Below are 25948 nucleotides of genomic sequence, written 5' to 3' on the forward strand. Positions count from 1 at the left end.
AGGCGGTGGACACCCTGGCCGGCTATTCCGATCCTGGGGACCACCCGCGTTGGACGGCCCGCGAGATCCGCCTGGAAGGCCCGACGGCCCTGGCGCGCACGCGGGCGACGATCCAGGGCCTGCAGGAAAGGGCGCCCGACCTGGTGTAGCGCGGCGCCGGCTTTTGGACTCTTTGGGATTTAGTTCTGGACTCGCCGAACGCGGTCATCGCGGCCCCACGATCAGCACCTCGCGGGCGGTCTGCGGCCGGTCGCCGCGAGCCACCGTGTAGGTGGTCTCGACGGCCTCGATCCGGAACCGCTCGAAGGTCTCCCGGACGCCGGGGGTGTCGTTCAGGCTGAGGATGAACCGCCCCTTGATCCCGGCCAACTGTTCAGCCAGGGCGGCGAAGTCATCCCGACAGAACAAGCCCCGGCCGTAGTCGGCCTCGCAGCCCCAATAGGGCGGGTCCAAATAGAACAGGGTCTCCGCCCTGTCGTAGCGGGATATGAACCGGTCATAGGGCAGGCACTCGATCACCACGCCGGCCAGCCGCTCGTGGACGTCCTGGAGGTCCCGCTCCAGGGTGACCAGGTTGAACCGGGCGCCATTGCCGGGGGACACGCCGAAGTTCCGGCCCGAGACCTTACCGCCGAACGCCGTGCGCTGGAGGTACAGGAACCTTGCCGCTCGCTCCAGGTCGGTCAGCGTCTCGGGGCTGGTGGCCACAAGCCGGTTGAAGTCGGTCCTGGTCGTGAGCTGGAACCTGAGCGTATCCATGAACTGCGGAAAGTGTCGTTGGAGGATGCGAAACAGGTTGGCCACGTCGCGGTTGAGATCGTTGACCACCTCGGCCTCCGGTGCCTGCCGACGCCGGAAGAACACTCCGCCCATGCCCAGGAAGGGCTCGGCATAGGTGGAATGAGGAATGGCCTCGATGCGCGCCACGATGCGCCTGGCCAGGTTGCGCTTGCCGCCCAGCCACGCGGCGGGCGGCTTGGCGGAAGGAATGGACTCCTTGGTCATGTTTCACCATCATCGACCCGCCCCTCGAGGGGTGGCGGGATGGCCTGATCGAGGCCGGGTTTGGCCGTGCTGGGTCCATTCCAGCGGTTCGGGGTGGTTGCACACCCCGGCCCCCGCCGGCCTGGCGGGGGAAGCTCGTCATGCCCAGAGGGCGTCGTTGGCCGGATCCAGGACGTCGCCACCGGCCACCCGGTCCTGGAGTGCCGCCGACCGGGCGAGGATCCTGGCCAGGTGGGCGCTCGCCCGGTCGAAGACGGCCCCGGCCTGGGCAGCCGAGGTGATCGTCACGGTGGTGCCGGACGCGGTCTTGAAGCTGATCGAGACCGCCTCCTGCCGCTCTTCCAACCGTTGGGCGGCCAGCAAGAGCCCCTGGATCCTCCCGACGCTTTCCGGGTCGCAGCGGAACATCACCCCGCCGCCGATGTCGATACCGGCCGCGATGCGACGCTCGGCTTCCGCCTTCACCCGCAGGACGGGGGAAAGCGGCTTCTTCATCGTTCTCGCGCTCATGGCTTATTGCTCCTTCCACTGCATGACCACGCCGTGGACCTGGATTTGCTTGCCGTTGGCGGTTTCGATCCGGTACTTCATCGCCGACCCCGACGGTTGGGCGGAAATGTCGATTGCGGCATCCTCGTAAAGGGTCGTGCCGTCGGCCAAGGTTTCGACGGCCGCCAGGGTCGCGGCCGTCCAGGTCGTGCCGCCGTCGCGGCCGACCTTGCCGACGAGATCGGTGTTGATCGTGATGCCGTCGATGGGCTTGGCCTGGATCGCCAGCCGAGCCGTGGCGGGTACGGCATCAGCCGTGAAGGCGGACGAGACGAGGGTCATGTCCGATGGAGACGCGGCGGCGTAGGCCTTGGCCTCGCCGAGAGTGACCGACGATCCGCCGATAACCTGCGTGATGGTAAGCCGCCAGTATTTGTAGGCCGTCGAATTCACGAACGTCCACTCGCGGGTCTCGGGAGCGGCCCAGTTCGACAAGCCGGACAGATTGAGGAACGTCACTTCCTCCCCGGCGAACGCCCCGGTATTGCTGGCCTTGAGCGAGAACGCGCCAGGACCGTAGTTGCCGGACGCTGAAGAGTGCGACAGCGAGAACTTGGCGACAGCCTCGCCGGAGCCCGAGAACGTGTAAGTCCAGTATTGCGGCGGGGCGACGCCGGACCACCAAGTCGCCTGGTTGCCGTCGAGCAGGTTGCCGGGCGTTCCCGCCGGAGACGAAGCGGAGCCATTCCCCGTGGTGAACAGGTTGGCGCCGTATCCAGACATCGTGGCGCTGTAGTAGTCGCCAGTCGCGTCGTAGGTGGCGCCTGTCTTGGTGGCCACGTCGGTCTCGTCGGCAAACGGGTCAACAACGGTATTGTCCCATCGCGTCGTGTCGCCCATGAGGATCGCAACGTAGAGCGCCATGAGTCGATCTGTTGCAGATGTGGGGACGGCGTCCTGCGTTGCCAGGGCGCCGAGCCCCAGGGTGGCGCGCAGCGCCGCCGCGTCCCCATCGTCCAGCAGCGTCCGGGCGAAGGCGGTCAGGTCGGCCAGCGCCGCCGTTCCCGACCCGGTGAAATAGGGCAGCTTGTCAGCCGCGCTGGTCAAGCCGGCCAGCGCCGCCAGCTGCGGGTTGTCGGCGTAGGAGCCGGCGGGGCCGCGCGCCCGTTCCCGCCAGGTGGTGCCATCGCGAACCAGCCACAGCCACTTGTTGGTGGCGTCGAGGGCGAAGTCGGCGCCGCCTTCCAGCAGGATCTGCCCGAGCCCCCCGGCGCCGTGCTTGACCGTGGGGACACGCGACACGTCCACCGACGACAGGTACAGGAACGAGCCGTTCGGCAGGTTGTCCTGCCCGATATGGGTCAGGTCGTCGGCGGCGGCGTCCGCCTCGGTATCCACCAAGTGTGCCGCCCTGGTCGGGGTCACCCCGCCGGAGGAAATGGTCAACTCTGAGGCCTCGGCGGCGCCCGGAAGCTGGCGGGCGGCGTCGAAGAATTGCAGCAGGGCGGCGACCCAGGGTCCGATCTCCTCGCCGATGCCGATGTCGATGTCGTTGCGGTCTGGAAAGCCGGTCATGGCGTAGCCCTCAGGTCAGGAGTGGAATGCCCTTGATCGTCGCGTCGATCAAGGCGCTGGCGGGAAGATTGGCGGCGTCGTAGCCCCGACACAGGGGCCCGGCCGGGTCCTTGTCGAGCAGATCGCAGCGGATCGCCGTGCATCCCGGCGCCTGCTGGACGGCGAACTCGACGGTCAGGATCTCCATCCAGGCCCGCGTCGGCGCCAGGCGGGCGCCGACGGCGGGCAGGGCCACGTCGGGCAGGACCTCCTCGGTGGTCTCCACTTCGATGGAGGCGTCCAGCCCCCGGACGATACCCTGGACGGGACCGCCGGGCAGCGAGACGCGGATCGCCAGCGGCACGCCGGGCGCGACCAGGAAGGGGCCGGCGTAGGGGATGAAGGCGCCCCCAGTGTACAGGGGCTGGGAAGGGTCGGTGTACAGGGGCTGGTGGGGGTTGGTGTAGAGCGGGCCGCCGCCGGACTGGGCGTATTCGACGCTGGCCCCCGGCGCGTCCGCGGCGATGGCCAGATACCCCTTGCGGACCGGGATCAAGGTCGCCTCGTAGGCCAGGGCGTCCCAGGCGCCGTACAGGGTATCGGCCGGATCGATGTAGAGGGGCTGGTTCGGGTCGGCATACAGGATGCCGGATGCCACGGCGCGGATTTCCCCATCCGCCACGGCGCCGCCCGTGATCGTCCCCGGCCAGCCCTCGGCCCCGAAGTCCCGTCCGTCGATCCAGTTGGCGGCTACGCGCTCCCCCAGCCGCACGATGGCCGAGGCCGCCTTGAGGCTCTCGTTGCCGTCCACGTCGACGGCCTTGACCAGGACGGTATAGGTGCCGGCCGCGAAGGCGGAGGCCTCGAACGTGTCGGCGCCCTGGACGCCGGCATGGGCGGGCGTGGCCCCGGCCCAGCGCAGATCGACGCCTGGCCGCCAGCGGAACAGCCATCCCGCGCTGTCGACGGCGGCCGGGCCGGTCACCCGGTAGCGGGTCCGCCCGTCGGGCAGGACCTCCACATACAGCCCATCCGGATCGGGTGGCGGGGAGGATTTGCCGACCACCTGGTGCTCGGGCACCTTGGCCCAGGTGGAGGCGATGCCGGACGCGGCGATGGCCTGCACCTCGATGGTGTAGAGGGCGCCCTGATCGACGCCCTGGATCAGGATCTCGGATGCGTCTCCGGGAATGCCGGTGCGCACCGACCAATCCTGTTGGTCGATCCGCCGCCAGCGGGCCTTGAGTTCCGCAACGGCCGGCCCGGTGCCTTCGCGGGGCGCCAGACCGACCCGCAGGCCCAGCAGGAACCCGCCGCCGGCCAGGCGCACGGCTACCGTCTCGTCCGAAACGATGGAGGCGATGGCGGGCGGCGCCGGCCGGCGCTGGGCCACCGGCGGCTTGGTCATGTAAAGCTGGCGCGCCGGGATCGGCCCGTCGACGGCCGCATGGATGTCCTGGGCGGCGTCCTGGCACTGGATCACGGCCGACAGGTCGGGCCCCCGGTCGATGGAAGTGATTATGACCGGCATGCCCTCCAGCCCCGCTTCGCCGAACATCCAGAGGTCGCGGCGCTCGGGTTCGATGGATATGGGCACCGGCACCCGGAAGGCGAGCCGGTCGACGACGTCGGCTTCGGTCGCCACCAGCAGGGTGTCGGTGACCCGCTGCCCTTCCTTGGCGCGGCGGATGCGGAGGCCGTAGTCCTTGCCGGCTTCCATGGTCACCGTCGAGTCCAGGACCACGCCGGTCACCCGCTGCACGCCCTCCACCGTCTCCTTGACCAGGGCCTTGATCCGGCCGTCCCCCAATCCCACCCGCATCACGGGATGGGAGAGCAGCACCAGGTCTCCCCGGTCGAAGTCCAGGTTCTCGATGGCCTGCGACACCGTGTAGGTGGCGGGGCGAAGCTTCGCTTCGGCAAAGCGGTAGCGGCCCAGGCGGTATGCCTGCTTGTAGCGGGTGCAGCCGAGGAATTCGATCACCTCGAAATCGGTGGCGGTCGCCTCATCGTAGCCGTCGTTATAGACCAGGACCTCGGTCACCCGGTATCCCGCCTCCTCGTCCTCGAACTTGACGCGCAGCGCATGGGGGACGTTGACGTAGGTCTCGCTTTCACGCCAGCCCCAGGTGTTGGTGGGCGTCAGCGTCCCCATCGGGCCGGCCTGGGGGATATCGCGGATCACGCCCCACTTGCCGTCCGGCAGGCCCCGCCGCGCGCGGCCGGCGGCGCAGATATCGTCCAGCACCTGGCGCACCGTCACGGCCTGCTCGTAGACCGCATCGAAGGTGTATCTGGGAGCGCCGTCCCCATCCATCTCCGCGCAGTCGGCCCGCCAGGCCATCAGGTTGGCGAGCGCCATGCGCGCCGCCGGGATCGGCTTGACCTTGCGCCGGCGCAGGAAGTCGATGAAGCCGTCGGCCGGATTGCGGCTCAAGCCCCAGGACCAGGTGCCGGTATCCTCGTCATGGACCTCGCACCACCGTTCGGCCAGGCAGTTGAGGGTGTCGACAGTGCCGTTGAATTCCGCGCCGGCCTGGATGCGGATCGCCGCTTTGGCGACGCCGGGGATGTTGATGGGATCGCGATAGGTGATGCTACGCAGCCCGGCCCAGTGACTTTCGTCGACCACGTCGTTGCTGCTGGCGTCGGCCGTGTTGCGCCGGACCCGGATGTCGTACTGGCCCCGCGCCGGGAACTTGATCCGCCCGTCGCGGCGGACCTCCCCGCCCGAGACGCTGTCGCTGACGGTGGCGTATCCGGCTGTCCCGAACCCGGCGTCGGCGGCATTCGCCCAGGCGAGCTTCTGCCAGGTGCCCGCCCCGGCCGGGGAAACCTCGACCTCGAATTCGACGGTGACCGCGTCGCGGCTGTTGGTGCCGGTGAACTTCGTCAGGCCGCGCTGGAAGACCCAGTTGACGAAGGCCTCGTCGGCATTGGGCGCGGTGCGCCGCTGATGCCAGCCGGCCCCGCCCGACAGCTTCACCGTCAGGCTTTCCAGGTGGTGATCGTCGGCATAGAGGGTCAGCGGCTCGTCGGTCGCCCAGCCTTCCCGCACCTCGATCTCGATGTCCTTCAGGTCCTCGGCGGGCGTGTCGCCCACCTGCCAGGCGGATAGCTTGAGCGGCCCCTTGCCGGCGATCAGCAGCATGCGGACGTAGGTCTTGCCGTTGACCCTCTCCACGTAGGCTTCTCCCGCCACGTCGGGGAAGATGCGGCGGCGGCCGAAGACCTCCCGCACCGGCTCGTAGGGCCGGGCCCGGTTGGTGGTCCCGGTGATCGAATAGACCGGATCGTCCTTCGCCAGGGCCGGCATGCCGGCGGCGGCCTCCGAGATCCGGGGCGTCGGCGCCGGAACCAAGGCGTTGACGATGGCGTTGCCGACCATGGAGGTCGCGAAGCCGGCAGCCATGCCGAGGAGGTTCTTGCCTAAAATCGAAGGGCCGATCTCCAACCCGCCCACTAGACCGCCGACGTAGAAGGCCGCCACCATGACGGCAATCGAGGCCACCAGGCGCCCGACGCTTTTGCCGCCGCCCCCACCGCCGCCCTTGCCGGCGACCACCCCGGCCACCACCACCATGCCCGGCCGCGGCTTGACCTGTCCCCAGTAACGGAACGGCACGGCGCGGGCGGAGGCCGGATCGTCCGGCCGGGCGATCCAGACCGTCAGGCCCGGCACGTCCAGCAGGGCGGGGGCGGCCAACCGGATGATATCCAGCACCGTGCCGCCGGGCGGTACCACCAGGTCGATGTCGGTGGGCGCCAGGGGCAGCGGCTTGGTCGCCGCCAGCACTTGGATGGACTCTTTATCTTGGCCCTCGCCGGGCGCGCGCCTCCGCGCGCCTGTGGGGCGGCACGGCCGCGGCCTCAATGGCCGCTCGATACCGGCCAACGGGTCGGATGGAGTATTGGCCGGAATCACAGCCGCCCCTCCAGGTCGCGGTGCCGCCAGGCCCCGCCCTCGGCCAGACGGATCGCCCAGCGCTCGGCCCGCTGGCCGGCAAAGGCGTTGATCCGGCAGTCGACCCCGACCTCGGTATGGATGAACTGGCCGCCGCCGCAGGCCAGTCCGACATGACAAAGGTCTCCCATGATGGGCAGCAGCAGCACGTCCATCGGCCGGATCATCGGCGCCAGGCGGCGATGGAAACCGGCCAGGCTTTCGCCCGGCATCCGTTCCGCCACCGGCCGGAAGGGCAGGTCCTGGCGCTCCCGGTGGATCAGGGCTGCCAGCAACTCCGTGTCCTTGGTGTCCGGATAGCCTTCGGTGAAGGCTGGCAAGGCGATCCCGGCCTGCTCCTGGTAGCCCAGCCGGATGATCCCCCAGCAGTCGCAGCCCGCGTCGCGGGTCCGGCCCTTTTCCAGGAAGGGAATTGCCGGTGCCACGTAGGAATAGGCCCAGGCTTCCGGTGCTCCGGTGCCGATGGCGCTGCTCATGCGAAGATCCCCGGCAGCTTGCCCGGCGACATGGTGTCATCCTGGGCCCGGTGATCGAGAATGTCCTCGATCCCGAATTCGGCGGCGATCTCCCCGTCCGACGATTCCCGTTCCTTCAGCACCAGCAGGATGGGGCCCCGTTCCACCGTGTTGGGGTCCTTCGACACCACCAGTTCCAGCATGGCCTCCGGCGCCGGGCGCAGGCCCCGCACCGTCGCGGTGATCGTGCCGGCCGGGTCCCAGATCGTCACCGGGGTGCGGCCCTGGCCTTCCTCGTCGTCGGGCGGCAGGTCGATCTGGAAGGGATAGGCGGTGAATGTCACTTCCTGCCCGCCGACGATCCGCGCCATATCCTTGTTGTCGTTGACCACCCTTAAGGGTCCGCCCGCGATCCCCGGATGGTCGATGGTGACGCACATCAGCCACGCCGCCTTGGCATGGGGGGCGTAGGCTTCATCGCGGGCGGGTTGGGTCAGGCGGTCGGCCATCAGTAGGGCACCGTTTCCAGCTTCAGGGTAACCAGGTATCCGAGCCCCTGGCGCTTGCCTTCCGGGTCGGTCTCCGGGACGATCAGCACCTCCAGCGGCCCCAACTCTGCGTCCGGGTCGGGCCAGTCGAAGGACAACGGCCCGCCGCCGAGCGCATCGAAGAAGAAGTCCTGGAAGATCAGGTACTGGGCGGCGGTGAAGGCGTATGTCGCGGTGATCGCCTCCACCCGGCCGGTGAACTTGGCCCGCGTGATGCGCCGGCCGCGTCCGGTGGGCGAGGACAGGGTCTGGTTGACCACCTTGCGGGCAAATCCTTCCTGCAAGGGGCGCTGGGGCAGGCCGGGGGGCCAGGCGATGTTGGCCATGGTCCTACCCCTTGACGATCATCCGGGTGCCGACGCCCCGGCTGCGCAGGCCGCCGTCCACCCGGCCGGAGCGGATGGCCTGGTTCATCAGCGGCGCCAGGGTCACCACCAGGTCGCGTTCCGACGGGCCGCCGTCGCCGTCGCGCTCCTCGACGGATGCCGAGAGCGGCTGTCCGCCCTCGTTGACCAGGGTAAGGTTGACGATCAAGGGACCGCCCCCCGCACTCCCCCATGCGGCCGACGAGGCGCCGGCACGCCGGACGTTGTTGATGTGCCGGGGATCGGCTTCCGTGAGGACTTCCTCGTTCTTCAGGATGACCGCCGCCATTTCGTCCGACCGCAGTTTCGGCGGCGGCGTATATCCGGAATGGAAACGCGGCGCGTCGTCGTACCAGGCCGGATCGACCAGGCGCGGCGCGCCGTCGCGCCCAAGTCCTCCCTTATGGTTCTGGACGCCCCAGATCGCCCCCAGCTGGTCGCTGAACCCGGTCGACACGCCGGGGCTGGAGGCATAGCCCGAGCCACCGCCGCCGCCGAAGCCGCCCAGCAGCCAGTCGATGGCCCCGTCGAAGATCGGCATGGCGAACTTGTCGACCATGCGCCCGACCAGCCGGCGGGAAAACTCGTTGAGGATGGCGAGCACCCCGTCCGCCATGGTCCGGGTCTGCATGATGACGTCGACGGACGTCTCCCGGAAGGACCGCCGCACCGCCATGGTGTCGTCGTAGATCTGCCGGGCGGCGTTGCGCCCTTCCGCTTGGATGTCCAGGTAGGCGAGATTGAGCCCGTCGCGCCATTCCGTGGACGCCGCCAGCTTGCGGCGCTCCGCGTCTTCCCAGATCCGGGTGATCTCCTCGGTCGTGGCGCCCAGGCGGCGCATCTCCTCCATGACCTCGCGCAGGCCCTCCGCCTCCCGGTCGTAGGTGAGCGACGGGGAGGCGGCGACGGCGCGCTGCGTGATGGACTGGCGGTAACGGTCGGCATCGGCGGAGCGGATCAGGGCGGCGGCGACATCCTTCTCGGCCGCCGTCAGGTTCTTGGCCTCCAGGGCGCGCAACCGCACCTGGATGGTCGCCTCCCGCATGGCGCCGGTGCCCTGGGCGGTGGCGTCGGCCAGATCACGCGCCGCCAGAGCCTCCTCGTTCAGGCCCTTCAGGGTCTCGCCGGCGGCCAGGTCGCGCTTGACCTGCTCGACGCGGGCGTAGGCTTCGCCCAGCCGCCGGGCGGCATCCGCCCCCACCTGGGCGGCCTGCGCCTCTTCGAATGTGGCCCGCTGGGCCGCCAGCCTGGCTTCCGTCGATCCCTGGAGGGATCCGATCAGCCGGCGTTGCGCCGCTTCCTCTCGCGCTAAGGCCTGCACCGCCTGGTTGACCGCGTCGGCCTGTTCAGCCCCGGCCAGTCCCACCAGCCCCCGCTTGGCCTCAGCGGCGTCCCCTTCCGTCAGCTTGCGGTCGCGGGCGACGTTCTCGGCCTGGATCACCGCCTGCACCGCCGGACGGGCCGGCACCGGCGCGGCCAGGACCCGGCGCCGTTCGGCGATCCCGTCCAGGATGTCGGACAGCGCCTTGCCGGAGGCCTCGTTGGCGCCCTGGGCAGCCGTGGATACGGTGCTGGTCGCCTGTCCCTGGAGGGCGGCCAATTCCTTCCGCAGCCGGGCGATCCGTTCTTCGGTCGCCTGGAGTTCGAAATTCCAGGCCTCCCCGGACGCCTGCATCTTCTCCCGCAGGTCGGCCAGGTTGGCTTCCTCGTGGGCCAGGAGCAGCTTGGTGTTGTCCAATTGCCAGCCGACGGTGGGGGCCGGCGCCGCCAGGGACTTGCCGGCGATGTTGGCCAGTCCTTGCAGGGCTCCCGTCAGTCCCTTGATGACGCTCTGGGCCGTGTCGGAGTTGGCGACCCGGTCGAGGAAGTCCGACCAGGCGTTGGCCAGGTCCCGCGTCGCCTTGGCGGCGCTGCCCATCCCTTCGTCGGCCAAGCCTTTCATCCGGCCTTTGAGCCGGTCCATGGCCAGCTGCATCGCCTCGGCCTGGCGGCCCTGTTCCGTCATCGTCCGGATCTGGTCGAGCTCGCTCCGTGTGAGGAACCCGAGGGCATCATCCAACTGCCGCACGCCCTGGTACCCGCCCTCGAAGGCCTTGGCCAGGCTGTCGGTGACCGCCGCCAGGTCCTGCCCGGTCGCAACGGCCAGGTCCACGCCGATGCCGAGGATGTCGGACATCGTCTGGCCGGAGAGCTGGCGGTGCCCGGCCAGCCCCTTGGCCGCGTCGAAGGTTTCAGCGCGGGAGAAAGGCCCCCGGCTGGCGGCCGTCTCGCTCATGCGCTTGAGTTGTTCGCCCGTGACGCCGGCGACATCACCCATGGCCTTGAGCGATACCGTGAGTTCCCGCGTGCGCGATTGGGTCTGGGCCATGTGGCTGGCTACCAGGACGGCACCGCCCGCCACCGCCGCGAGCGGCAGAGCGACGCCGACGACGGCGGGGCGGAGCGCCAGGCCGAGCAGGTTGGAAAATCCGCCGACGGCGCCGGCCGCCTGCGGCACCTGCTGCATCATGACCAGGAAGGGGTTCTGGCCGCCGGCCAACTGAACCGCGATGTCCTGCAACTGGTAGCCCAGGTTGGTGACCTGGTGGGCCTGGAGCTTGACCGCCGCCGTCGCCCCGCCGGCCGCCTTTTCCATGCCGGCGATGGCCGCCGACGCGTTCGCCGCGCCTTTCCCGGCGCCGGACAAGGCGTCGAGCATCCCGGCCGCCTGTTTCCCCGCCGTCGATGCCCCGGCGCCGGTGTTGGCGATGGCCGCGCCCAGGTCCTTGATCGACCGGGCCCCGTCCCGGAGCCCGTCGACCGGGACGAAGGTCTTAAGCGGGTTCCCTGCCGCCTCCGCCGCCTTGCCCGCCTCCCCGACCGCCTTGCCGACCCCGGCCAGTTCGTCCTTGGCGGATTTGACTTCCTGGCGGAACTGCTTGGCCTCCGCCTTGAGTTCCATCGTCAGGGTGAAGTCGCCGCTCATTGGACTACCTCCGCCTTGACCAGACTTCGAGCGCCGCGCCTTCCATGGCTCGCAACTGGGCGAACAGCGCCGGCGTGGCCGCCATGCCCATCAGGACCAGCGTCGGCGGAATGGCCGCGTAGTCCAGCCCGGCCGCCCGCGCCCCCATCGGCCCGGCGATCCAGCGCCATTGGGTTCCGAGCGCGAGGAAGACGCGCAGCGCATCCCAGTTGTCGGGGTGCACCGCGAAGTCCTCGGGTTCCGGCGGCGTGGCGGCATCCAGCCATGCGGTGATCGCCTCTTCCGATGCGCCCAGGGCCCGGAGGGACGCGGCCGTATCGTCTTCGTCCGGCCCCTTGTCGTCGCCCCCCGCCCAGAGGCGGGCGGCCTCGATCAGTTTCCCCTGGCGATCCCGCCGATGGCCGCGCCGTAGGCCAGGGCCAGCGCGCGCCGGACATAGGGGATTTCGAGCAGCCGGGCGACGTTGTCCGGGGTAAAGGCCATGTCGCGGATTTCGCCCCCGGCGGCTTCTTCCATCAAGCCGGTCCAGCCGCGCAGGACATCCCGGACGAGGCTCTTGTCGTCGGCGGCGGCATCGAGCGCGCCCTGATCCACGGCGACAAATCGCGCCGTGAAGGTGGCGGGCTTTCCGCCCGGCACGTTGACGGCGACCTCGACCTCGAACTCGAATTCCTTGCGCAGCACGAAGGCAGTCATGGGGGCGATCCTTACTTGACGGTGATGGAGATTTCGTCGTCGCCGGCGTCCGACGGCACCAGGGCCAGGTCCATGCCCAGCATCTGGACGCCGTCGCTGTCGGCGTATTTCGGGTTCAACACCTGGACGTTGCCGGCGTCGATCTGCACGATGTTGCCGGCGGTGGTGCCGTGGATCAGTTGCAGGGCGCCCAGGGTGGCCGCCTTGGCGGTGGTGAAATAATTCTTCGCCGCGACGCCGGGATCCTCGATCTGGATGCGCCCGGTGGGCTTCCGGTCGGTGATCTCCACGCTTTCGGCGCCGACCAGGGCGCGGAAGACCACCTGGTTGGCCAGGTCGATGGAGATCGTCTCCATGGGCGAGGCGATGCCGTGCAGCGTGATGGTCGGGGTGTGCGCCTTCGAGCCCGGCACCGGCGCCTTGAAGGCCGTGGTATCGGCGGCAGGAAGGGCCCCGGCGACGGGATCGGACCAGATGCCCCGGCCGGTGAACGACAGCATGGGGATCTGCTTGGCCGTCAGGTCCATGGACACCGACCCGCGCCAGCCCAGCAGCTTGTGCAGGTTGCCGTCCTTGTAGATATAGAGCGTCACGCTCTCGATCCCCTCGGACACGGGGTCGTAGACCACCTCGGTAGCCGGCGTGACGGTTTCGGCGAAGGCACAGGCGCGCAGCAGCACGCCGTAGGCCGGGGCGGTGCCGGCGGCGCCGGCTCCCGCCATCTCCACCTTGAAGGTGCAGGAGACGTGGGCGCCCACCGGGATCTGCTGGTCGTTGCCGAAATGGGGCCGGACCAGGTTCCGCGAGACGTTCTCGCCTTCCAGCGGGACGATCTCCAGACCGGTCACCAGCATGGCGTTGGCGGCGCCCGTGGGGCCGGCATCGGTCCCGTAGGTGGTTTCGATCTTGGCCAGCAGGGCCTGCTTGCGAGTGCGCAGCGACATGGTCGGTTACTCCTTCTTCTTGCTGACCTTCGGGGTCGGCGCGGCCTCGGGCTCGACTTCCGCCTTCGGGGGCATGCCGGTGCGTTCGACCAGTTCCAGGCTCCCGTCCGGTTTCCTCACGTAGCTTCCGCCTTCCCGCATGCGTGCCTCCTACTCGGATCGGATCAAGGTTTCGGTGACGTATTGATCCAACCACCAGACCGTTCCGGCCTTCAGGTCGATCAGTCTGCCGCCCCGGTACTCGATGGGTTCGCGGCCGGACGGCGCCCAGCCCAGCACGGCGGCCCGCACGGCATCCCTGGTGGCGCCGAGGGCGTCCACCCCCTTCGCTCCGGTCTTGTCGTTGGGCGCCTTGACGGCGATCACGATGGCGAATTGTTCGGTGACCATCTGGGAGACGATGGTGGCCATGCCGCTGGGCTTGGCGCTGTCGCCCACCGGGATTACCCAGGCGCAGGGGGCCTGGGGCGCCCCGTCCAGGGCGGCCAGGTCGAGGGCGCCCTCGACGGCCCGCAGCACGTCGCGGCCGACTTCCTGCTTCAATCTGGCGACGATGCCCCCGATCATGCCATGGCCCTTTCGATATGGTCGCGCACGATGACGGCGATTTCGGCTTTGTCGTCGGCATCGAGTCCCAGGAAGGGACGGGCCGGGATGGTCACCGAATTGCGCAGCACCTTGCCGGCGCCCGACCCGAACGCCAGGGCCTTGCCCTTCTTGGCCCGGATGGTGCCGCCGAACTGGTGGATCGCCCCGTAGATGACGTTGGTGCCCACATCCACGGAATCGGCATGGGCAAGGTGGGTGACGGACTGCATCAACCGGCCGCTGTCCACCAGGGTCTGGCCGCCGCCCTTGGATTCCTCGACCCGCCGCGACGGCTTCCAGGGCTTGCCGTCCGGCCCCCGGCCCAGCTCGAAGCGGCGCTGGATCGCGGCGACCAGGTGGCCGCCGATGTCGTCCATGGCCGGGGTCAGGTCCTCGGCGGCCGCGATCACCCGGTCGAGCACCTTGGCGGCGCCAGCATCCTGGATGTCGATGGACAGGGTGATGCCGGTCATCGGTAGTCCGCCATCGCATCGCCACCGAAGGCCAAGTTGGGCGCCACGGCCCGCACCGCCCCCGTGGTGCCGCCGGCAGGCTCCTCGCCGCCGGCCTGCAGCGTCATCCGGCCTGCCGAAATATCCTTGAGCAGCCGGATGGCGTCGTCGTAGCGGGCCTTGGGCTCGCCCTCGGCGCTGTCGGTATGCAAGCGGTACCGCGCGATATCGCCGCATAGGGTAACCAGCAGAGAGGGCACGGAGGCCAGCGGCAGGGCGTAGCGCCCGGCCAGGTAACCGTTGATCAGCTGGGAGGCATCGTCCAGCGCCTTGGCCGCCACCGTCGCATCGACCGCCCCGGCCGGCGGATCGGCCCGGTCGGTCAAGGCGATCAGTTCGGCTTCGCCGAACCGGTCGGTCAGATCCTGGACGGTCGCGTAGGCCATCTAGTCGGGCTCCTGTTCGGGCGGTTGGGAGGTCGGTGGCGTACTTGGCGCTTGCCGGATGGGGGATTTCCTCAGCCTCACATCCCCCGCGCTGACCGATCCGCCTCCCCTCTCCGCCAGGTATTACTTCGCCTTCTTCTTCTTCAGCTTGGGTTCCGGGTCGGAGTGCAAATTTGCACCCTCGCTCGGCGGGGGCTCGGCATCCGGGGACGGGCCGGGGATGGCTTCCAGCCGGCCGGCCCGGACATGCTCCAGGGCGGCGGTTTCTTCCACTTCGACCTCCGCCCCCGGCTTCCGGAGGCGGCCGTCGTAGTGGACCGCTGACAGCACGCGATATCGAGCCATGGCGCCGTCCCCTTATTCGTCGACGACGGTCTGGATCAGGAACCCGGCGTCGGCGCCGACCATTTCGGCCGACCATTCGTCGGTGTAGGGATAGATCCAGGACTTGGCGTTGTTGTCGTAGTAGGTCTGTTCGACCACCGGCATGCCGTTCAGGCGATAGGTATAACCGAAGGACGGCACCATCCAGTTCGACTCGCCGGCGGGCGGAACCCAGGCCAACACCGCGTCGCGGCCCCAGACCTCCACGAAGATCCCGGCCACGGGGTCCCAGTAGACCATCTTGCCGACCACCACCCGGTCGACACCGAAGTACTTGGCCAGCATCGCTTCCGTCAACGAATCGGACGAGGTGTACTTGAGCTTTTCCAGCAGCTTCGGGTGATCGTCCAGGGCGTCGAAGACCTTGGGTCCCAACACCATGGTGTTGGGATCGCGCCCGGCGGACAGCCGGATCGCGGCCTTGCCGGCCTTCACGATGGCCTTGGGGTCGGAATCCGGATCGTTCCACCGGCTGGTGCCGGCCAGCGCGACCTTGTGGTTGGCATCGTAGTTGGCGGCGTCGCGGGCCTTGGTGGCCTGGTCGACCTCCTGTTCCAGGCTGATCGAACCCTGGACCACCCGCACGGCCGATCCGGCCATGTCGATGCCGGGGGCTTCCTCGAGATGTTCGCGCGGAACCTGGCCCTCCAGCGAAGACTGTTCGAGCGAGAACTTCTCGCCTTCGTAGCCGAAGTTGACCCGCTTGGTCGCGGCGCCGGGGGCGCGCTTGGAGTTGTAGAGCTGGAAGGATTCCTTGCCGAACTCCAGGCGCTTGCCGGCCCGCTTGGGCACGCCCGTGTAGGGGAACAGGTAGATACCGGCCGCTTGGCCGTTGGTGTAGCCGCGTGCCTGCGTGGTCAGGATTGGATCGACGACGCGGACTTGCTCAAGGTTGGGCATGGTGGACTCCCTCGGTTAGCGGCGCAGCAGGACTTCGATGCGCTGGCCCGGCCCGGCGGCCGCCTGCAAGGCATCGGCGAAGATGAATTCGGGCAGGTCGGCGCCTTCCAGCACCGCCGCTCCGTTGGCGGCACCGGAAGTCACGGGGGTGGCGCCGGCCGCGACGGCCAGGGCCCCGGTGGATGGCATGGCCCGGCCCTGGTTGTCGCAGATCAGGCTGTCGCCGACGGCGATCTGCGCCCCGGACTCGACGATGGCCGTGCCGATGACGGTCACGGCCAGCAGCTTGCCGGCCTCCGCGTCGGCACGGGCCACGCCCAAAATCTTGTCGCCCTGGGCGGACACCTGGGCGCCGCCGAAGGTGACGCACCGCCCTTCGGCGATGGCACCGGCGGCACGGACGGTATTGGAAAGAAGGTCGCGAGCCTGGGTCATGTCGAATTCCTCACTTGCCGGAGACGGCCTTGACGGCCGTCATGTAGTCGCATCCGTTGGCCTTGGCGAAGGCCACGGCGCGGGCATGGCGTTCCAGATCCTCCGGCGCAACGGTAAAGCCGTCCGGGGCGGCAAAGGCGACAGTGCCCGATCCGGCCCCATCCACGTCCTTCCCCTGCTCGCCCAACGGCACGACGCCCTTGGGCAGCACGGCCATCAGCAGGTCCTTCAAGGCCTGGTCGGGCGCTTTGGCGTCGCCGTCGCCCAACTGGACGGTAGCGGCATCGCCCTTGCCCAGGGTGGTCAGGATTTCGACCACCTGTCCCTTGGCGCCGGGTGCCAGGCGGTTGCCGACGACCAAACTGTCGGCGAAGGCCTCGGCATCGGCGCGGGCGGTGCGTTCGGCGAAGGCAGCCTGGGCGGCCGCAAGCTTCGCCTCGCGTTCGGCCAGCTCGGCCGAACGCTTCTTGTCTTCCTCGGACTCGGCCATCGGGCCATCCTCCTGTTGCTGGTGAGTCTCTTGGGGGTCGGAAAGGGCGGCCTGCGGATAGGCCTGGGCCTCCATCCGCGCCGCGCCCTCGGCGATCATGTCCAGGTCCCAGCCGTCCATGATCCTGTCGGCGGTTTCCTGGCCTTGGTTTTCGATCAGCCAATCCTTGATGCGCCGCAAGATGCGCCCGATGCGCTTCAGGCCGTAGGCGGTCTCGCCGGCATCGGCTTCGGCCAATTCGACGGTGAACACGCCGGCTTCACTTTCGGCCAGTTCCAGGGGCTTCAGGCCCTTCACGGCCGGCGCCATGGCGCCCAGGATGCCGACGTGCCGCAGATAGGGCTTGCCGGGGGTGGGATTGTTGGGGGCGTCGGCCAGGTAGACGGCGGCGGATACGTGGCGGTACCTGCCCGCCCGCACGGCGGCGGCCACGTCTGGTTCGACCCATTCCGGATCGACGGTCAGGACGCCGTCGGCCAGGCGGACCGATCCGACCCATCCGACGGCCGGATCGTCATGCCTGGGGTGCCCCAGACAAAGGGGGGCCTTGTGCTTCAAGGGGTCATAGGCACCCTCCATCGCCGCGAGATCGGCGGCCGTGAAAGTGACGGTGTTGCCGCCCATGCCGGTGTAGGTGCCCGGCCTCAGGATTTGTATGGATCTGCCCGCCGTCATCGTGCCACCCGATAAAAGGGGCGCGCCGCCCCGCTCGAAGGGCAGAATGGGGGACCGGGACCCCTTATATAAGGTGAAGGGCTTCACCCGGCGGGAATGGGAAGACAAGGATCAGGACTCCACCGAGCGGCGGGCGAGTCAAGGGGGCACCGCCGTCGCCGCCCCCATACCGCGCGCGCAAGGCGTCCAGGGTCGCCGCTAACGCGGGCGCTAACGCCGGAATCGGGACGGGAGCCCCTAGGGGTGCAGGGAGGACCTTCCGGCGCTGTACGGGCGATTTTTCCCGACCCCTGGAATCCGGGCCGGCGGGGTGCTATGATGATGCTACCGAAGGCACCGGTCGGGAGCGGCTCCGACAACCGGCTGTCTGGCGCCCCCGCTGGCCGACTCGGCGAGGGGCCCCCATCCCCCCATGCTTATCGCCCGAACAGCAGCTGCCCCCGGCGCTGTTTGTCGATCTGCGCCGCCCGGTCGGACGGCACGAAGGTCCATCCCTCGAACATGCCGTCGCGGACCTCGGCCACCAGGACGAGCTTGCCGCGATCCAGGCCGTCGATGATTTTGAGGATGCGCCGGCGCAGCACTACCTTGCCGGTGCCTTTGTGCTGCTCGAAAGACAGCCAGACCTCGAAAGGGTCTTCCAACAATTCGGGGAGGAAGGGGACGAAGGGGGCACGAGGCAGGGCGATATGCCCGCCAAAGGTTTCCGCGTTGACCAACACTCGCCCGCCGTCCGGCTGAACGAAGATCCTTTCCGCGCCGCCGATGGCCCGTTCCACCGCCGCCGCCATGGCTTCGGCGTCCGCCGCCGGCGGGCCCAGCCTGGCCTTGGGCTTGTCCAAGGGGACAAGCTTCGGCCGCCCGGCCGACTGCCAATCGCCGGGCGTCAGGCTTTCCCAGGCCTCCGCCCCGGACTTCCGCCAGCCGTCCATGGCCTGCTCGGACAGCTGGTTGCCCCAGGCGGCGCGGCCGGGGTTGTAGGCAAAACCCGGATCGATTCCCTTCGGCACACGCACCGTCCGGTGGCCTTCCGGCGTGGCGATCCCCTTGGCTTCCCATTCGATATCGGGGGAGCGGCTTTCGGTATAGCCCCAACGATCCAGATCCCGGCGGGACAGCTGCTGCACCGTGCAGCGGCAGTACCAACCGTTGGGCGGCGTATGGGTGTCCCAGAACGGATGATCCACCGGCAGGACGGTGCCGTGCAGGGCCCGGTGTTCCGGGCGCGTGCGCCCGTCCAGGATGGCGATGTAGCGCAGGAACGGTCGCGCGGACTTGAGACGCTGGATCTGCGCCCAGCGCCCCGCCGAATGGCCCATGCGGATGTTGGTGTCCAAAATGACGCGAGTGCGCCAGTCCCGGCCACCCTTGTATTGCCACCCGTGGGTCGCGACGATCCGGTCGAAATCCTTGCGGAACTCGGCCAGGGTGGTGCCCTGTTCAATGGCCTTGCCCACCGCCGCTTGCAGGTCGGCCAGCAGGGCATCCTTCATGGCGCCCGCCACCACGAAGGCGCGGGCGTGCATGCCCTCCCACAAATCCGTCCAGGCCCGCGTAGGCAGGCGTACCTTGCCCCGGTGGTAGTCGATGGCCTCCCGGAAGGGGACCGGCTCAGCCTTGAGGGTCGGGGCCATCCAGGGCCTCCGCGCGGCCTTGCAGATCGGCCAGGGTCATCACCGCGCCCAGGACCTCCGCCGCCTTGTCCACGCCGGCGGTGGCCGCTACCTGGGCCAGGCGTTCGCGGAAATCCTCAAGGGATCCGGCGGCGGCCAGTTCGGCCTCGGCCGCCGCGATCCAGGCGGCGATCTCCGGGGCCAGCGCCCCGGCGGCTTGGCCGGCCAGATCGTCCAGGGCGTCCCGGCCGGCGCCGGTAACAGGATCGGCCAGGGCGACGGTCTTGGTCTCGCGGTTGCCCGGATTCCCCGAATCGGCAGGCTGCCCCTGGCTCCGCTCCCACTTCCCACCGTAGATTTCAACCACGTGTTCGGCGGTGGGGCGCAGGCCGGACATCCGTCCGACGATTTCGTCCCGAGCCGCCCGCGCGTTAAGGTCCTCGGCATCCGGCAGGCGGCGCCAGACGCGGGGCGGCACTGCCCCGGGGAAGTTCCAGGCGGTCAACCAGGCAGCGACCGTAACGTTGAATGACTCGCAGAGCAGGTCGGCATCGCCCCGCACCAGTTCCACCTTCACATCGGCATGGACTCGCGCCTGCGACAGGCTGGAGCCCTCGTCGGTGGTCATGGTCTGGCCCAGGATCACCTTGCTGATCGCCGAGTCCAGGAACTCCATGAACTTGTCGTAGTTGCCGCCCGACGCCCGCATGGCTTCCAGCAAAGATACCTTGGCGGATTCCGGCACCGCCACGGCGGCGTTGCCCCGCACCTTCAGCAGGGCCTCCAGCAGTTCGTCGATCTCCGTCTCGGAGGTGCCCTGCGGGTAGGTGCCCAACACGGTCGGGTCGGACCATTTCTCCAGCGCCAGGCCCCAAAGGCGGGCCGCGTTGCGGCTGAAGTAGTCCAGCCACCACAAAGGCCAGGCCAGGCCGGGGCCGTAGGGGTCGTCGTCGTTGTCGGACGGCGCCCGGAATAGCCACCACTTGGCCGGCGCCAGTTCCTCCCCGTCCGCCTTGCCTTCGGTCTTCAGGCGGCATTCGTGGCCTTTCCACAGGAACCGTTCCGCTTTACGGACCCTGATATCCGCGAGGCGCACCCTGGCGCCATCCATGGCGTAGATGGCCTCGGCCGCGGCGAATCCGAAGAACAGGCCGTGCAGCATCTTGTCGGTGACGGCATCCCATCGCAGCGCCTCCAGCTGCGCCCGCAAGTCATCGGCCGCGGCCTTGTCGGCCGGGCCATCGCCGCCCGGCTCCACGCCCCATTCGACGCTGGTCACCGCCCGGCGCCGCTGGGCGAAGGCCGACGCGATCTGGTGGTGGCGCAGCAACGGCCGCGCCCCTTCGGGCGTCATGGATAGGTGCCCATCGGTCGCCATGCCGCCAGCGAAGGCGGAGACCTTGGCCGCCGCGCCCACCTCCCCCAATACCGGCTTGGCCGGAATGTCCGTCTGGTCAGCTAACATGTCAGTACCTCACCGTCCTGAATCCTTCGCCCGGCACCCCGGCCATGGCGCGGCCGGGATCGCGCCCGGCCGTATCCCGTTCGCCGCCGGTGCGGATGCCGCCGGCCCCTCGGACGAATCCCACGGCCCCCGTCCAGAGCATTTCCAGCGCGTCCGGCCCGTCGTCATGGTCCGCCATCGGAAAGTGGCGCAGCTGGGACATCAGCGTCTGCTGGTGCGGATGCAGCCGGATCAGCCCGTCCTTGACCGGGATCTGGAGCCCCAGGATGCGCAGCACCTTGTCGGTGGTCGGCTGCACGGCAACGGCCGACAGGGGAACGCCCTCGCGGATCGCGCGGCGCATCAGCTCCGTGCGCAGGAACTCCTGGAACTGCACCGTCTCGACGAACCAGGCCAGGCAGCGATGGCGGCGCTGCATCTCGATCACATCGGCGATGATGGTGTCGGGCAGGCGGCGGCGGATCCCCGCCTCGATCACGTCCATCCTGCCGCGCTCCCTGTCGAAGGCGCCCACCAGGATGGCGGAGGGATCGTTGCCCCGGTTGTTCTTGCCCAGGCTGGGATCGAGGGCGCCGAAATAGAGCCAGTCGCCGCTCCGGTCCGTCCAGAACTGGATGGCGGCGAAGGGTGCGTCGTCGGCGTTCAAGGGATCGTTCTGGTATTCGCTGTCGAAGGCCGAATGCCCGACCTTTTCCCGCAGTTCCATCAGCAGCAGAAGGGGCCGCTTGTCCGGCCACGAGACCACCGCTCCCCGTTCCATTTCCGACCGCCATTCGGCATGGAAGGCGCGCGCGGCGGCGGGGCCGTCCACCTTCAGCATGCCGGCCCACTGGTCCCAGATCGCCATGTTGTCCGGCCATTTGACGATGGCTTGAAAGACCTTGGAATCCCACATGGGCTTGGCCTTCTGGCGCATGATGACCGCGTCGTAGTGCAGGACGGTGCCCACCAGGATCACGTCGCACTTGGCGCCGGCCTCGCCCAGGTTGGCGACGCCCTTGTCGAGCCAGGATTCCTGCTTGTCCCGCTGTTCCGGCTTCTTCACGTTCTCGTCGTTTTCCAGATCGTCGCCGATGATCAGGTCGGGGCGCCATGGACCGTGCTTGAAGCCGCGCACCCGCTGGCCGGAGCCGCGCGCCTTCAGCTTCACGTCGCCCTTGGTGACGATCTCGCCTTCCTTCCAGACCCGCCCGGCGCCGGCGGCGTCGGGAAAGTCCATGGCGATCCGGGGATTGACCTCCAGTTCCGCCTTGATCGCCTCGATCAACACGGCGGCCTGGTCGTAGGTGTCGCTGATGTAGAAAATGAAGCGCTTCAGCCGGAATACCATGCACCAGAGCACGAAGATCACCAGGTAGGTGGTCTTGGCCTCGCCGCGGGGGGCGACGATCACCTGGCTGACGCTGTCATCCTGACGCACCAGTTCCGGCAGGCGGTCGATGATCCAGCGCTGGAAGGCGGACGGCTCGACGGGGCGGCCGTCGGCATGGGGGCGGATGTAGTGGGGAAAGTAGGTGCGGGCGAAGAAGCCGAAGTCGGACTCGGCCTTATCCTTGCGGGCCTGGCGGGCGGCCAGGGACGGATCGAGTCCATCCACCCCGGCCTCGATTTGGGCACGGAAGTCGGCGGCGTAGTCGGCCAGGCCTTTCTCGAACTGCCGGACGGTCAACTTACCCATAGCGCTTGGCCACTTCCGCCCCGAAGGGCTCCAGCACCTCGACGAAGGCGGGCCCGTGCTTCGGGTAGTTGTTCCGGATGAAATCGCCCAGCATGCGCAGCACTTCCTGGGCGACGGCCAGGGCGGACAGTTCCGGGGCCGCCTTGCCGGCCGCCGCCATGGTCTTCGAAAATGCGTCCGCCAGCATGGACAAGGCCTGGACCTTGGCCAGCGCCGGCATTTCGCCATCCCCCTTGACCGCGTCCAGCACGCTTTGGTGCAGGTTGATGAAATCCTCGATCAGGGCGCGGACCAGGACCACGGCCGCCTCGCCCGCCATGGCGCCGGCGGCGCGGGCCTTGTCCCAATCGTCGCCGTCGCGCCGGGCCTTGTCCTTCCACTTCCGTGCCGTATCGAAGGGCACCCCGCATTCGGCCGCAGCCGCCGGCAGGGGCAGGCGGCGATGGACATAAGCGGCACGCAGGGCCTGGCGCTTCTCGGGGCCGTGACGGGACATTGCTCAGGGCCCTTTCGCCAGCATGGAGGCGACGCTCATCGCCGCGCTGCCGGGCGACGGTCGTTTGACGCCGGGCACGATGGCTCGGCCCTGGGCGACATCGAGGCCGCGATCCGTCAGGGCGAGGGTGGGGACGGCGGCAACCAGCCCCAGTTGCACGAGTCCCTGCTCGTGTAGCCAGGATGCCTCGACGGCAAGCCCGTCGCGGGTGACCATCAAGCCGAAGGGAGCGAGGGCATCCACGAGCACGGACAGGTTCGCCATATAGCCGGGCGCTTCCGTCAGCGCCCGCAGGATGGCGATCCGCTGGTGCTCACGCAGGGTGGTCCCGAAACTCATTTGCCTTCCCTCACCTTGACTTCGAGCAGCACGCCCACCTGGTTTTCCAGGGATCGCACGGAAGCGACCAGGCCGCTGATCCCGGCGATGGCCTGGGATATTCCGCTCAAGGCCTCGTTGATGCGTTCGTGGATGTCACCCAGGTCGTCGTGGTCCGGATGGTTCTTCAGCCTCTCCTCGATGATGGTAATCCGGGTCTCGGCCGTGGCCCGCGCCTTGCCTTCCTCATCGAGTTCCTTCTTCGTGGCGAAGGTCTTCATAAGGGCCCAGCCCGCGACCAGGAAAGCGACGTTGAAGAGCGTCACGGCGACGGGCCAGTATTTAAGAACATCATCCATCTACGGCCCCTCGTATTCCGCTTGGCATTCGATGCATAGAATGGCGTCGGGACGGGCCCGGAGCCGCTCGACAGGGATCGCCTCGCCGCAGGCGGCGCAGAGGCGCGCCTCGGCCAGCAGCCCGGCACGCACCGCCGGATCGTGGCCGGCCAAGGGCGTGGCCGCCGCCGCCAGCCCTGGCACCCAGGTATCCACCTGGCGGCCCCGGATCAGGGCATCCCGTTCCCGCTGTTCCAAGTCGCCTGCCATGTCGGCTTCGTCAGCCATCGGCGGCGGCCTTGTCCAGGGCCTCGATATAGCGATCGACGTAATGGTCCAGGACGCCCCGGCCGGGGCGATAATCCAGGGACCGCAGCATCCATTCGGAGCCGGCCCCAAGTCCCCAGTGGATGCCGCCGTCGCCGTCGATGTAGACGGCCTCGCGGTCGTGACACCAGCCGGTCAGTGCCGGGGGCACCAGAGGCACCATGTCGCAGCGGTTGACCACCCGGTAATGCCGGGTGCTGCTGTGGCGGCGGAAGGCCGCCGCGCCCTCGGCGTTCAGGCAGCGCGGCGCCCCGAAGGTGGCGATGGCGCGGAAGATCCAGGGCCACAGGGCCGCGGCCAGAACCGTCTCCGCCCCGCCCTTGGAATGCCCGCAGCCGTAGACCGGCCCCAGTCGGTAGGCGGCGTCCAGCAGGCGGCCCAGACGTGTGGCCACCGCATCCACGCCGCGCTGGAACCCGGCATGGACCTTGACCTTGTGGCTCTCGCCATCCCCCTCGATCAAGCCCATGGACAGGCTCTCGCGCCGCACGTCCAGGTCGGCGACGATGTCGGCCGGCTCCTGCCGGGGCTCGGTCCCCCGGAAAGCGACGACGGTGAAGGTGCACCCCTCGCTTTCCCCGAAGCGGGCGACGAAGACCTCGCAGCCCCCTTCGTCGATGAACCCCACCAGGCGACCGCCCGCGCGGGCCAACGCCCCCGCGATTTCAGCCTCCGTCTTGTAGACCACCTGGGCCCGTCTGGCCAGGAAGGCCAGGGCGGCGGCGTCCAGATCGGCCGACTCGGCCAGCAGGGCGGCGGGCACTGTGGCCTTACCCACGGTCCCCCTCCTTGCGGATCATGGCCACGGTGCCGGCGATGGCGACGCCCGCCGTCGAGATGATCTGCCATACCCCCGGCTCCAGATGGACGCCGGCGGCGGCGGCGATGGCGGCGATCCCGGCCCATGTGCTGGGTTCCTTGAGGCGGTCGATGATGGCGTTCGCGTTCATCCGCGCGTCTCCCGATAAAAGGCGTGCCGCCCGATCCGCGCCGTCTCGATCATGCTTTTGGCCCAGGACGGGTCGACCAGCTTGGGGTTGATGTAATGGGTGGCCCCGCCGGTGTTGTCGACCAGCCGGCCGGCCAGGGCGTCGCGGGCGATGGCGAGGCAGTCGGCGAAGGCCTTGTCCGCTTCCGTCACCGCCAGCATCTTCGGCAGGTTCTGGTCGCTCCCGTTCCAGCAACTGAACTGCAGGGGTTGGAGGCAGACTTCCTTGGGCGTTTCACCCCACCAGAAGCGGGTGCCCTTGCGGCGGCGATGGGCCTGGGCGCGGGCGGCCCGATTCAGGATCACGCAGGCGACCGCCACGCGGCCCTCATGCTTCTCTCCGCGCGCCTCTCCCCAGAGGGTGCGGGCGAGCACCTGCTCCTCGCTCAGGTCGTGCGGATCGGGCAGGCTGTCGGGATCGACGGACATGGGATTCCCCCTTCGCTTTGGCGTCGGGAGAGCATCGCGCGGGCGGGCGGACGGGACCATGGGACGGGCGTCTTACTGCCCGAACAGGTCGCCCTGGCTGGTGTCGGGATTTTGCCGCAGGATCGCCACCACGCGGCGCTGGGACAGCCCGACCGCCAAAGCGATGGCGGCGTGCTTCATGCCCTTGGTACGGGAAAGTTCGACCACCAGGGCGGCGCGCGACTGCACCGACATCGACGGTACATCAAGGTGTTCCCCCGTGAAAGCCCTTGCGATCCGGCCCGCCCGGTCCCAGCCCAGGCGTCGCACCAGGTCGTGGTCGGCGGTCAGGTTGTCGGCGCGCGGTACGTAGACGCGGGTGCCACGGAACCCGGCCACCAGGGCGTTGGCGGTCTCAGCGCCGACCGCCTCCACCAGATCCAGGTAGGCTTGCGGCACCCGGCGCGCCATCACGCCCTGCCCTTCACCCGGCCGAGCCAGCCCTTCAGGGCCTCGATCAAGCGACGCTTTTCGTCGGCCCCGCAGAATCGCAGGTCATCCTTGCCGGTTTCCAATTTGACGAAGGCGCGCAGCCCGGCAGGGCTGGGATCGCGAACGCCGCCGGCCTCGGGCGGCACCTGGCCCAGCTGTCGCCAGAGCCCCGCGATGAAGTTGACCTGCTTGTCGAGGCCCCCGGCCTTGCCGTTGAGGGCGTCCAGCACCCGGCCGATCTCCGGCCCCGTCATGTCGGTGAGGGTGTCCTTGCCGGTGACCTGCCGGTACAGGTCCCGCCGCGAGTCCTCGTCCAGGCCCTTGGCCCTGGCGGCGACATGCACGGCGCGGGTCAGCTTCTGGCGGGAGTCGGGGGTCATTGGCCCCCCCTCATCAACTTGGCTCCCAGCCAAACGACGCCGCCGACAATGGCGGTCCATCCGCCGAGTTCCAGGCCGACGAACATCCAG

At 69.0% G+C, this 25948-nt stretch carries 30 protein-coding genes; all 30 read right to left on the reverse strand.

The window, feature by feature from the left end:
- Positions 1-204: 204 nt before the first annotated feature.
- The 30 genes from H7841_08205 to H7841_08350 all read right to left on the reverse strand — a co-directional run bounded on the left by H7841_08205 (position 205) and on the right by H7841_08350 (position 25858).
- Positions 205-1005 (reverse strand): DNA adenine methylase, encoded by an 801-nt coding sequence (locus H7841_08205; GenBank protein ID MEO5336861.1) that lies wholly within the window; start codon positions 1003-1005, stop codon positions 205-207.
- Positions 1006-1143: 138 nt separating this feature from the next.
- Entirely contained in the window at positions 1144-1515 is a 372-nt protein-coding gene (locus H7841_08210; protein ID MEO5336862.1) for a DUF4376 domain-containing protein, read from the reverse strand.
- 3 nt (positions 1516-1518) lie between these two features.
- On the reverse strand, positions 1519-3069 hold the full coding sequence (locus H7841_08215) for a discoidin domain-containing protein (GenBank protein ID MEO5336863.1): 1551 nt from the start codon (positions 3067-3069) through the stop codon (positions 1519-1521).
- Between the two features lie 10 nt (positions 3070-3079).
- On the reverse strand, positions 3080-6844 hold the full coding sequence (locus tag H7841_08220; GenBank protein MEO5336864.1) for a phage tail protein: 3765 nt from the start codon (positions 6842-6844) through the stop codon (positions 3080-3082).
- A 125-nt stretch (positions 6845-6969) separates the two neighbouring features.
- The gene (locus H7841_08225) at positions 6970-7488 is read right to left on the reverse strand and encodes an NlpC/P60 family protein (protein ID MEO5336865.1); all 519 of its coding nucleotides are present in this window, start codon (positions 7486-7488) and stop codon (positions 6970-6972) included.
- On the reverse strand, positions 7485-7976 hold the full coding sequence (locus tag H7841_08230; GenBank protein ID MEO5336866.1) for a DUF1833 domain-containing protein: 492 nt from the start codon (positions 7974-7976) through the stop codon (positions 7485-7487). The genes H7841_08225 and H7841_08230 overlap by 4 nt, the downstream gene beginning before the upstream one ends.
- On the reverse strand, positions 7976-8341 hold the full coding sequence (locus H7841_08235; GenBank protein ID MEO5336867.1) for a hypothetical protein: 366 nt from the start codon (positions 8339-8341) through the stop codon (positions 7976-7978). The genes H7841_08230 and H7841_08235 overlap by 1 nt, the downstream gene beginning before the upstream one ends.
- Positions 8342-8345: 4 nt before the next feature.
- Positions 8346-11345 (reverse strand): phage tail length tape measure family protein, encoded by a 3000-nt coding sequence (locus H7841_08240; GenBank protein ID MEO5336868.1) that lies wholly within the window; start codon positions 11343-11345, stop codon positions 8346-8348.
- Positions 11346-11349: 4 nt separating this feature from the next.
- Complete coding sequence (locus tag H7841_08245) at positions 11350-11568, reverse strand: DUF1799 domain-containing protein (protein MEO5336869.1); 219 nt, start codon at positions 11566-11568, stop codon at positions 11350-11352.
- A 149-nt stretch (positions 11569-11717) separates the two neighbouring features.
- Positions 11718-12041, reverse strand: a complete 324-nt coding sequence (locus H7841_08250; GenBank protein MEO5336870.1) for a phage tail assembly chaperone — start codon at positions 12039-12041, stop codon at positions 11718-11720.
- Positions 12042-12052: 11 nt separating this feature from the next.
- Entirely contained in the window at positions 12053-12985 is a 933-nt protein-coding gene (locus H7841_08255; GenBank protein ID MEO5336871.1) for a phage tail tube protein, read from the reverse strand.
- A 150-nt stretch (positions 12986-13135) separates the two neighbouring features.
- Positions 13136-13552 (reverse strand): hypothetical protein, encoded by a 417-nt coding sequence (locus H7841_08260; protein ID MEO5336872.1) that lies wholly within the window; start codon positions 13550-13552, stop codon positions 13136-13138.
- The gene (locus H7841_08265; GenBank protein ID MEO5336873.1) at positions 13549-14046 is read right to left on the reverse strand and encodes a phage virion morphogenesis protein; all 498 of its coding nucleotides are present in this window, start codon (positions 14044-14046) and stop codon (positions 13549-13551) included. The genes H7841_08260 and H7841_08265 overlap by 4 nt, the downstream gene beginning before the upstream one ends.
- Complete coding sequence (locus H7841_08270) at positions 14043-14471, reverse strand: DUF1320 domain-containing protein (GenBank protein ID MEO5336874.1); 429 nt, start codon at positions 14469-14471, stop codon at positions 14043-14045. The genes H7841_08265 and H7841_08270 overlap by 4 nt, the downstream gene beginning before the upstream one ends.
- Positions 14472-14594: 123 nt before the next feature.
- On the reverse strand, positions 14595-14816 hold the full coding sequence (locus H7841_08275; GenBank protein ID MEO5336875.1) for a hypothetical protein: 222 nt from the start codon (positions 14814-14816) through the stop codon (positions 14595-14597).
- A 12-nt stretch (positions 14817-14828) separates the two neighbouring features.
- Entirely contained in the window at positions 14829-15755 is a 927-nt protein-coding gene (locus H7841_08280; GenBank protein ID MEO5336876.1) for a major capsid protein, read from the reverse strand.
- A 15-nt stretch (positions 15756-15770) separates the two neighbouring features.
- Complete coding sequence (locus tag H7841_08285; protein MEO5336877.1) at positions 15771-16190, reverse strand: DUF2190 family protein; 420 nt, start codon at positions 16188-16190, stop codon at positions 15771-15773.
- A gap of 10 nt (positions 16191-16200) precedes the next feature.
- A complete protein-coding gene (locus H7841_08290) occupies positions 16201-17355 on the reverse strand; it encodes a hypothetical protein (protein ID MEO5336878.1) in 1155 nt (384 codons plus the stop codon).
- Between the two features lie 416 nt (positions 17356-17771).
- Positions 17772-18989: a phage minor head protein gene (locus tag H7841_08295; GenBank protein MEO5336879.1), complete on the reverse strand. Its 1218-nt coding sequence runs from the start codon at positions 18987-18989 to the stop codon at positions 17772-17774.
- Positions 18967-20433, reverse strand: a complete 1467-nt coding sequence (locus tag H7841_08300; protein MEO5336880.1) for a DUF935 domain-containing protein — start codon at positions 20431-20433, stop codon at positions 18967-18969. The genes H7841_08295 and H7841_08300 overlap by 23 nt, the downstream gene beginning before the upstream one ends.
- Position 20434: 1 nt before the next feature.
- Positions 20435-22111 carry a phage terminase large subunit gene (terL, locus tag H7841_08305; GenBank protein ID MEO5336881.1) on the reverse strand — a complete coding sequence of 559 codons (1677 nt, stop codon included), beginning with the start codon at positions 22109-22111 and terminating at the stop codon, positions 20435-20437.
- The gene (locus tag H7841_08310) at positions 22104-22607 is read right to left on the reverse strand and encodes a DUF1804 family protein (GenBank protein MEO5336882.1); all 504 of its coding nucleotides are present in this window, start codon (positions 22605-22607) and stop codon (positions 22104-22106) included. The genes terL and H7841_08310 overlap by 8 nt, the downstream gene beginning before the upstream one ends.
- 3 nt (positions 22608-22610) lie before the next feature.
- A complete protein-coding gene (locus H7841_08315; protein ID MEO5336883.1) occupies positions 22611-22946 on the reverse strand; it encodes an ArsR family transcriptional regulator in 336 nt (111 codons plus the stop codon).
- Complete coding sequence (locus H7841_08320) at positions 22943-23284, reverse strand: DUF2730 domain-containing protein (GenBank protein MEO5336884.1); 342 nt, start codon at positions 23282-23284, stop codon at positions 22943-22945. Before H7841_08320 ends, H7841_08315 begins: the two co-directional genes overlap by 4 nt.
- Complete coding sequence (locus tag H7841_08325; protein MEO5336885.1) at positions 23285-23551, reverse strand: TraR/DksA C4-type zinc finger protein; 267 nt, start codon at positions 23549-23551, stop codon at positions 23285-23287.
- On the reverse strand, positions 23544-24368 hold the full coding sequence (locus H7841_08330) for a lipase family protein (GenBank protein MEO5336886.1): 825 nt from the start codon (positions 24366-24368) through the stop codon (positions 23544-23546). Before H7841_08330 ends, H7841_08325 begins: the two co-directional genes overlap by 8 nt.
- A complete protein-coding gene (locus H7841_08335) occupies positions 24361-24540 on the reverse strand; it encodes a hypothetical protein (GenBank protein MEO5336887.1) in 180 nt (59 codons plus the stop codon). Before H7841_08335 ends, H7841_08330 begins: the two co-directional genes overlap by 8 nt.
- Positions 24537-25007, reverse strand: a complete 471-nt coding sequence (locus H7841_08340; GenBank protein MEO5336888.1) for a cell wall hydrolase — start codon at positions 25005-25007, stop codon at positions 24537-24539. Before H7841_08340 ends, H7841_08335 begins: the two co-directional genes overlap by 4 nt.
- 72 nt (positions 25008-25079) lie before the next feature.
- Positions 25080-25457, reverse strand: coding sequence for a hypothetical protein (locus H7841_08345; GenBank protein ID MEO5336889.1), 378 nt, complete (start codon positions 25455-25457; stop codon positions 25080-25082).
- Positions 25457-25858 carry a regulatory protein GemA gene (locus tag H7841_08350; protein MEO5336890.1) on the reverse strand — a complete coding sequence of 134 codons (402 nt, stop codon included), beginning with the start codon at positions 25856-25858 and terminating at the stop codon, positions 25457-25459. Before H7841_08350 ends, H7841_08345 begins: the two co-directional genes overlap by 1 nt.
- Positions 25859-25948: the final 90 nt, after the last annotated feature.

Origin of the sequence: Magnetospirillum sp. WYHS-4, assembly GCA_039908345.1 — a bacterium.
Classification (GTDB): Bacteria; Pseudomonadota; Alphaproteobacteria; order Rhodospirillales; family GLO-3; genus JAMOBD01.

Coding starts and splice junctions, on each gene's coding strand:
- H7841_08205 (MEO5336861.1), bottom strand. CDS start 1,005: ATGACCAAGGAGTCCATTCCTTCCGCCAAGCCGCCCGCCGCGTGGCTG.
- H7841_08210 (MEO5336862.1), bottom strand. CDS start 1,515: ATGAGCGCGAGAACGATGAAGAAGCCGCTTTCCCCCGTCCTGCGGGTG.
- H7841_08215 (MEO5336863.1), bottom strand. CDS start 3,069: ATGACCGGCTTTCCAGACCGCAACGACATCGACATCGGCATCGGCGAG.
- H7841_08225 (MEO5336865.1), bottom strand. CDS start 7,488: ATGAGCAGCGCCATCGGCACCGGAGCACCGGAAGCCTGGGCCTATTCC.
- H7841_08230 (MEO5336866.1), bottom strand. CDS start 7,976: ATGGCCGACCGCCTGACCCAACCCGCCCGCGATGAAGCCTACGCCCCC.
- H7841_08235 (MEO5336867.1), bottom strand. CDS start 8,341: ATGGCCAACATCGCCTGGCCCCCCGGCCTGCCCCAGCGCCCCTTGCAG.
- H7841_08240 (MEO5336868.1), bottom strand. CDS start 11,345: ATGAGCGGCGACTTCACCCTGACGATGGAACTCAAGGCGGAGGCCAAG.
- H7841_08250 (MEO5336870.1), bottom strand. CDS start 12,041: ATGACTGCCTTCGTGCTGCGCAAGGAATTCGAGTTCGAGGTCGAGGTC.
- H7841_08255 (MEO5336871.1), bottom strand. CDS start 12,985: ATGTCGCTGCGCACTCGCAAGCAGGCCCTGCTGGCCAAGATCGAAACC.
- H7841_08260 (MEO5336872.1), bottom strand. CDS start 13,552: ATGATCGGGGGCATCGTCGCCAGATTGAAGCAGGAAGTCGGCCGCGAC.
- H7841_08265 (MEO5336873.1), bottom strand. CDS start 14,046: ATGACCGGCATCACCCTGTCCATCGACATCCAGGATGCTGGCGCCGCC.
- H7841_08270 (MEO5336874.1), bottom strand. CDS start 14,471: ATGGCCTACGCGACCGTCCAGGATCTGACCGACCGGTTCGGCGAAGCC.
- H7841_08275 (MEO5336875.1), bottom strand. CDS start 14,816: ATGGCTCGATATCGCGTGCTGTCAGCGGTCCACTACGACGGCCGCCTC.
- H7841_08280 (MEO5336876.1), bottom strand. CDS start 15,755: ATGCCCAACCTTGAGCAAGTCCGCGTCGTCGATCCAATCCTGACCACG.
- H7841_08285 (MEO5336877.1), bottom strand. CDS start 16,190: ATGACCCAGGCTCGCGACCTTCTTTCCAATACCGTCCGTGCCGCCGGT.
- H7841_08290 (MEO5336878.1), bottom strand. CDS start 17,355: ATGACGGCGGGCAGATCCATACAAATCCTGAGGCCGGGCACCTACACC.
- H7841_08295 (MEO5336879.1), bottom strand. CDS start 18,989: ATGGCCCCGACCCTCAAGGCTGAGCCGGTCCCCTTCCGGGAGGCCATC.
- H7841_08300 (MEO5336880.1), bottom strand. CDS start 20,433: ATGTTAGCTGACCAGACGGACATTCCGGCCAAGCCGGTATTGGGGGAG.
- terL (MEO5336881.1), bottom strand. CDS start 22,111: ATGGGTAAGTTGACCGTCCGGCAGTTCGAGAAAGGCCTGGCCGACTAC.
- H7841_08310 (MEO5336882.1), bottom strand. CDS start 22,607: ATGTCCCGTCACGGCCCCGAGAAGCGCCAGGCCCTGCGTGCCGCTTAT.
- H7841_08315 (MEO5336883.1), bottom strand. CDS start 22,946: ATGAGTTTCGGGACCACCCTGCGTGAGCACCAGCGGATCGCCATCCTG.
- H7841_08320 (MEO5336884.1), bottom strand. CDS start 23,284: ATGGATGATGTTCTTAAATACTGGCCCGTCGCCGTGACGCTCTTCAAC.
- H7841_08325 (MEO5336885.1), bottom strand. CDS start 23,551: ATGGCTGACGAAGCCGACATGGCAGGCGACTTGGAACAGCGGGAACGG.
- H7841_08335 (MEO5336887.1), bottom strand. CDS start 24,540: ATGAACGCGAACGCCATCATCGACCGCCTCAAGGAACCCAGCACATGG.
- H7841_08340 (MEO5336888.1), bottom strand. CDS start 25,007: ATGTCCGTCGATCCCGACAGCCTGCCCGATCCGCACGACCTGAGCGAG.
- H7841_08345 (MEO5336889.1), bottom strand. CDS start 25,457: ATGGCGCGCCGGGTGCCGCAAGCCTACCTGGATCTGGTGGAGGCGGTC.
- H7841_08350 (MEO5336890.1), bottom strand. CDS start 25,858: ATGACCCCCGACTCCCGCCAGAAGCTGACCCGCGCCGTGCATGTCGCC.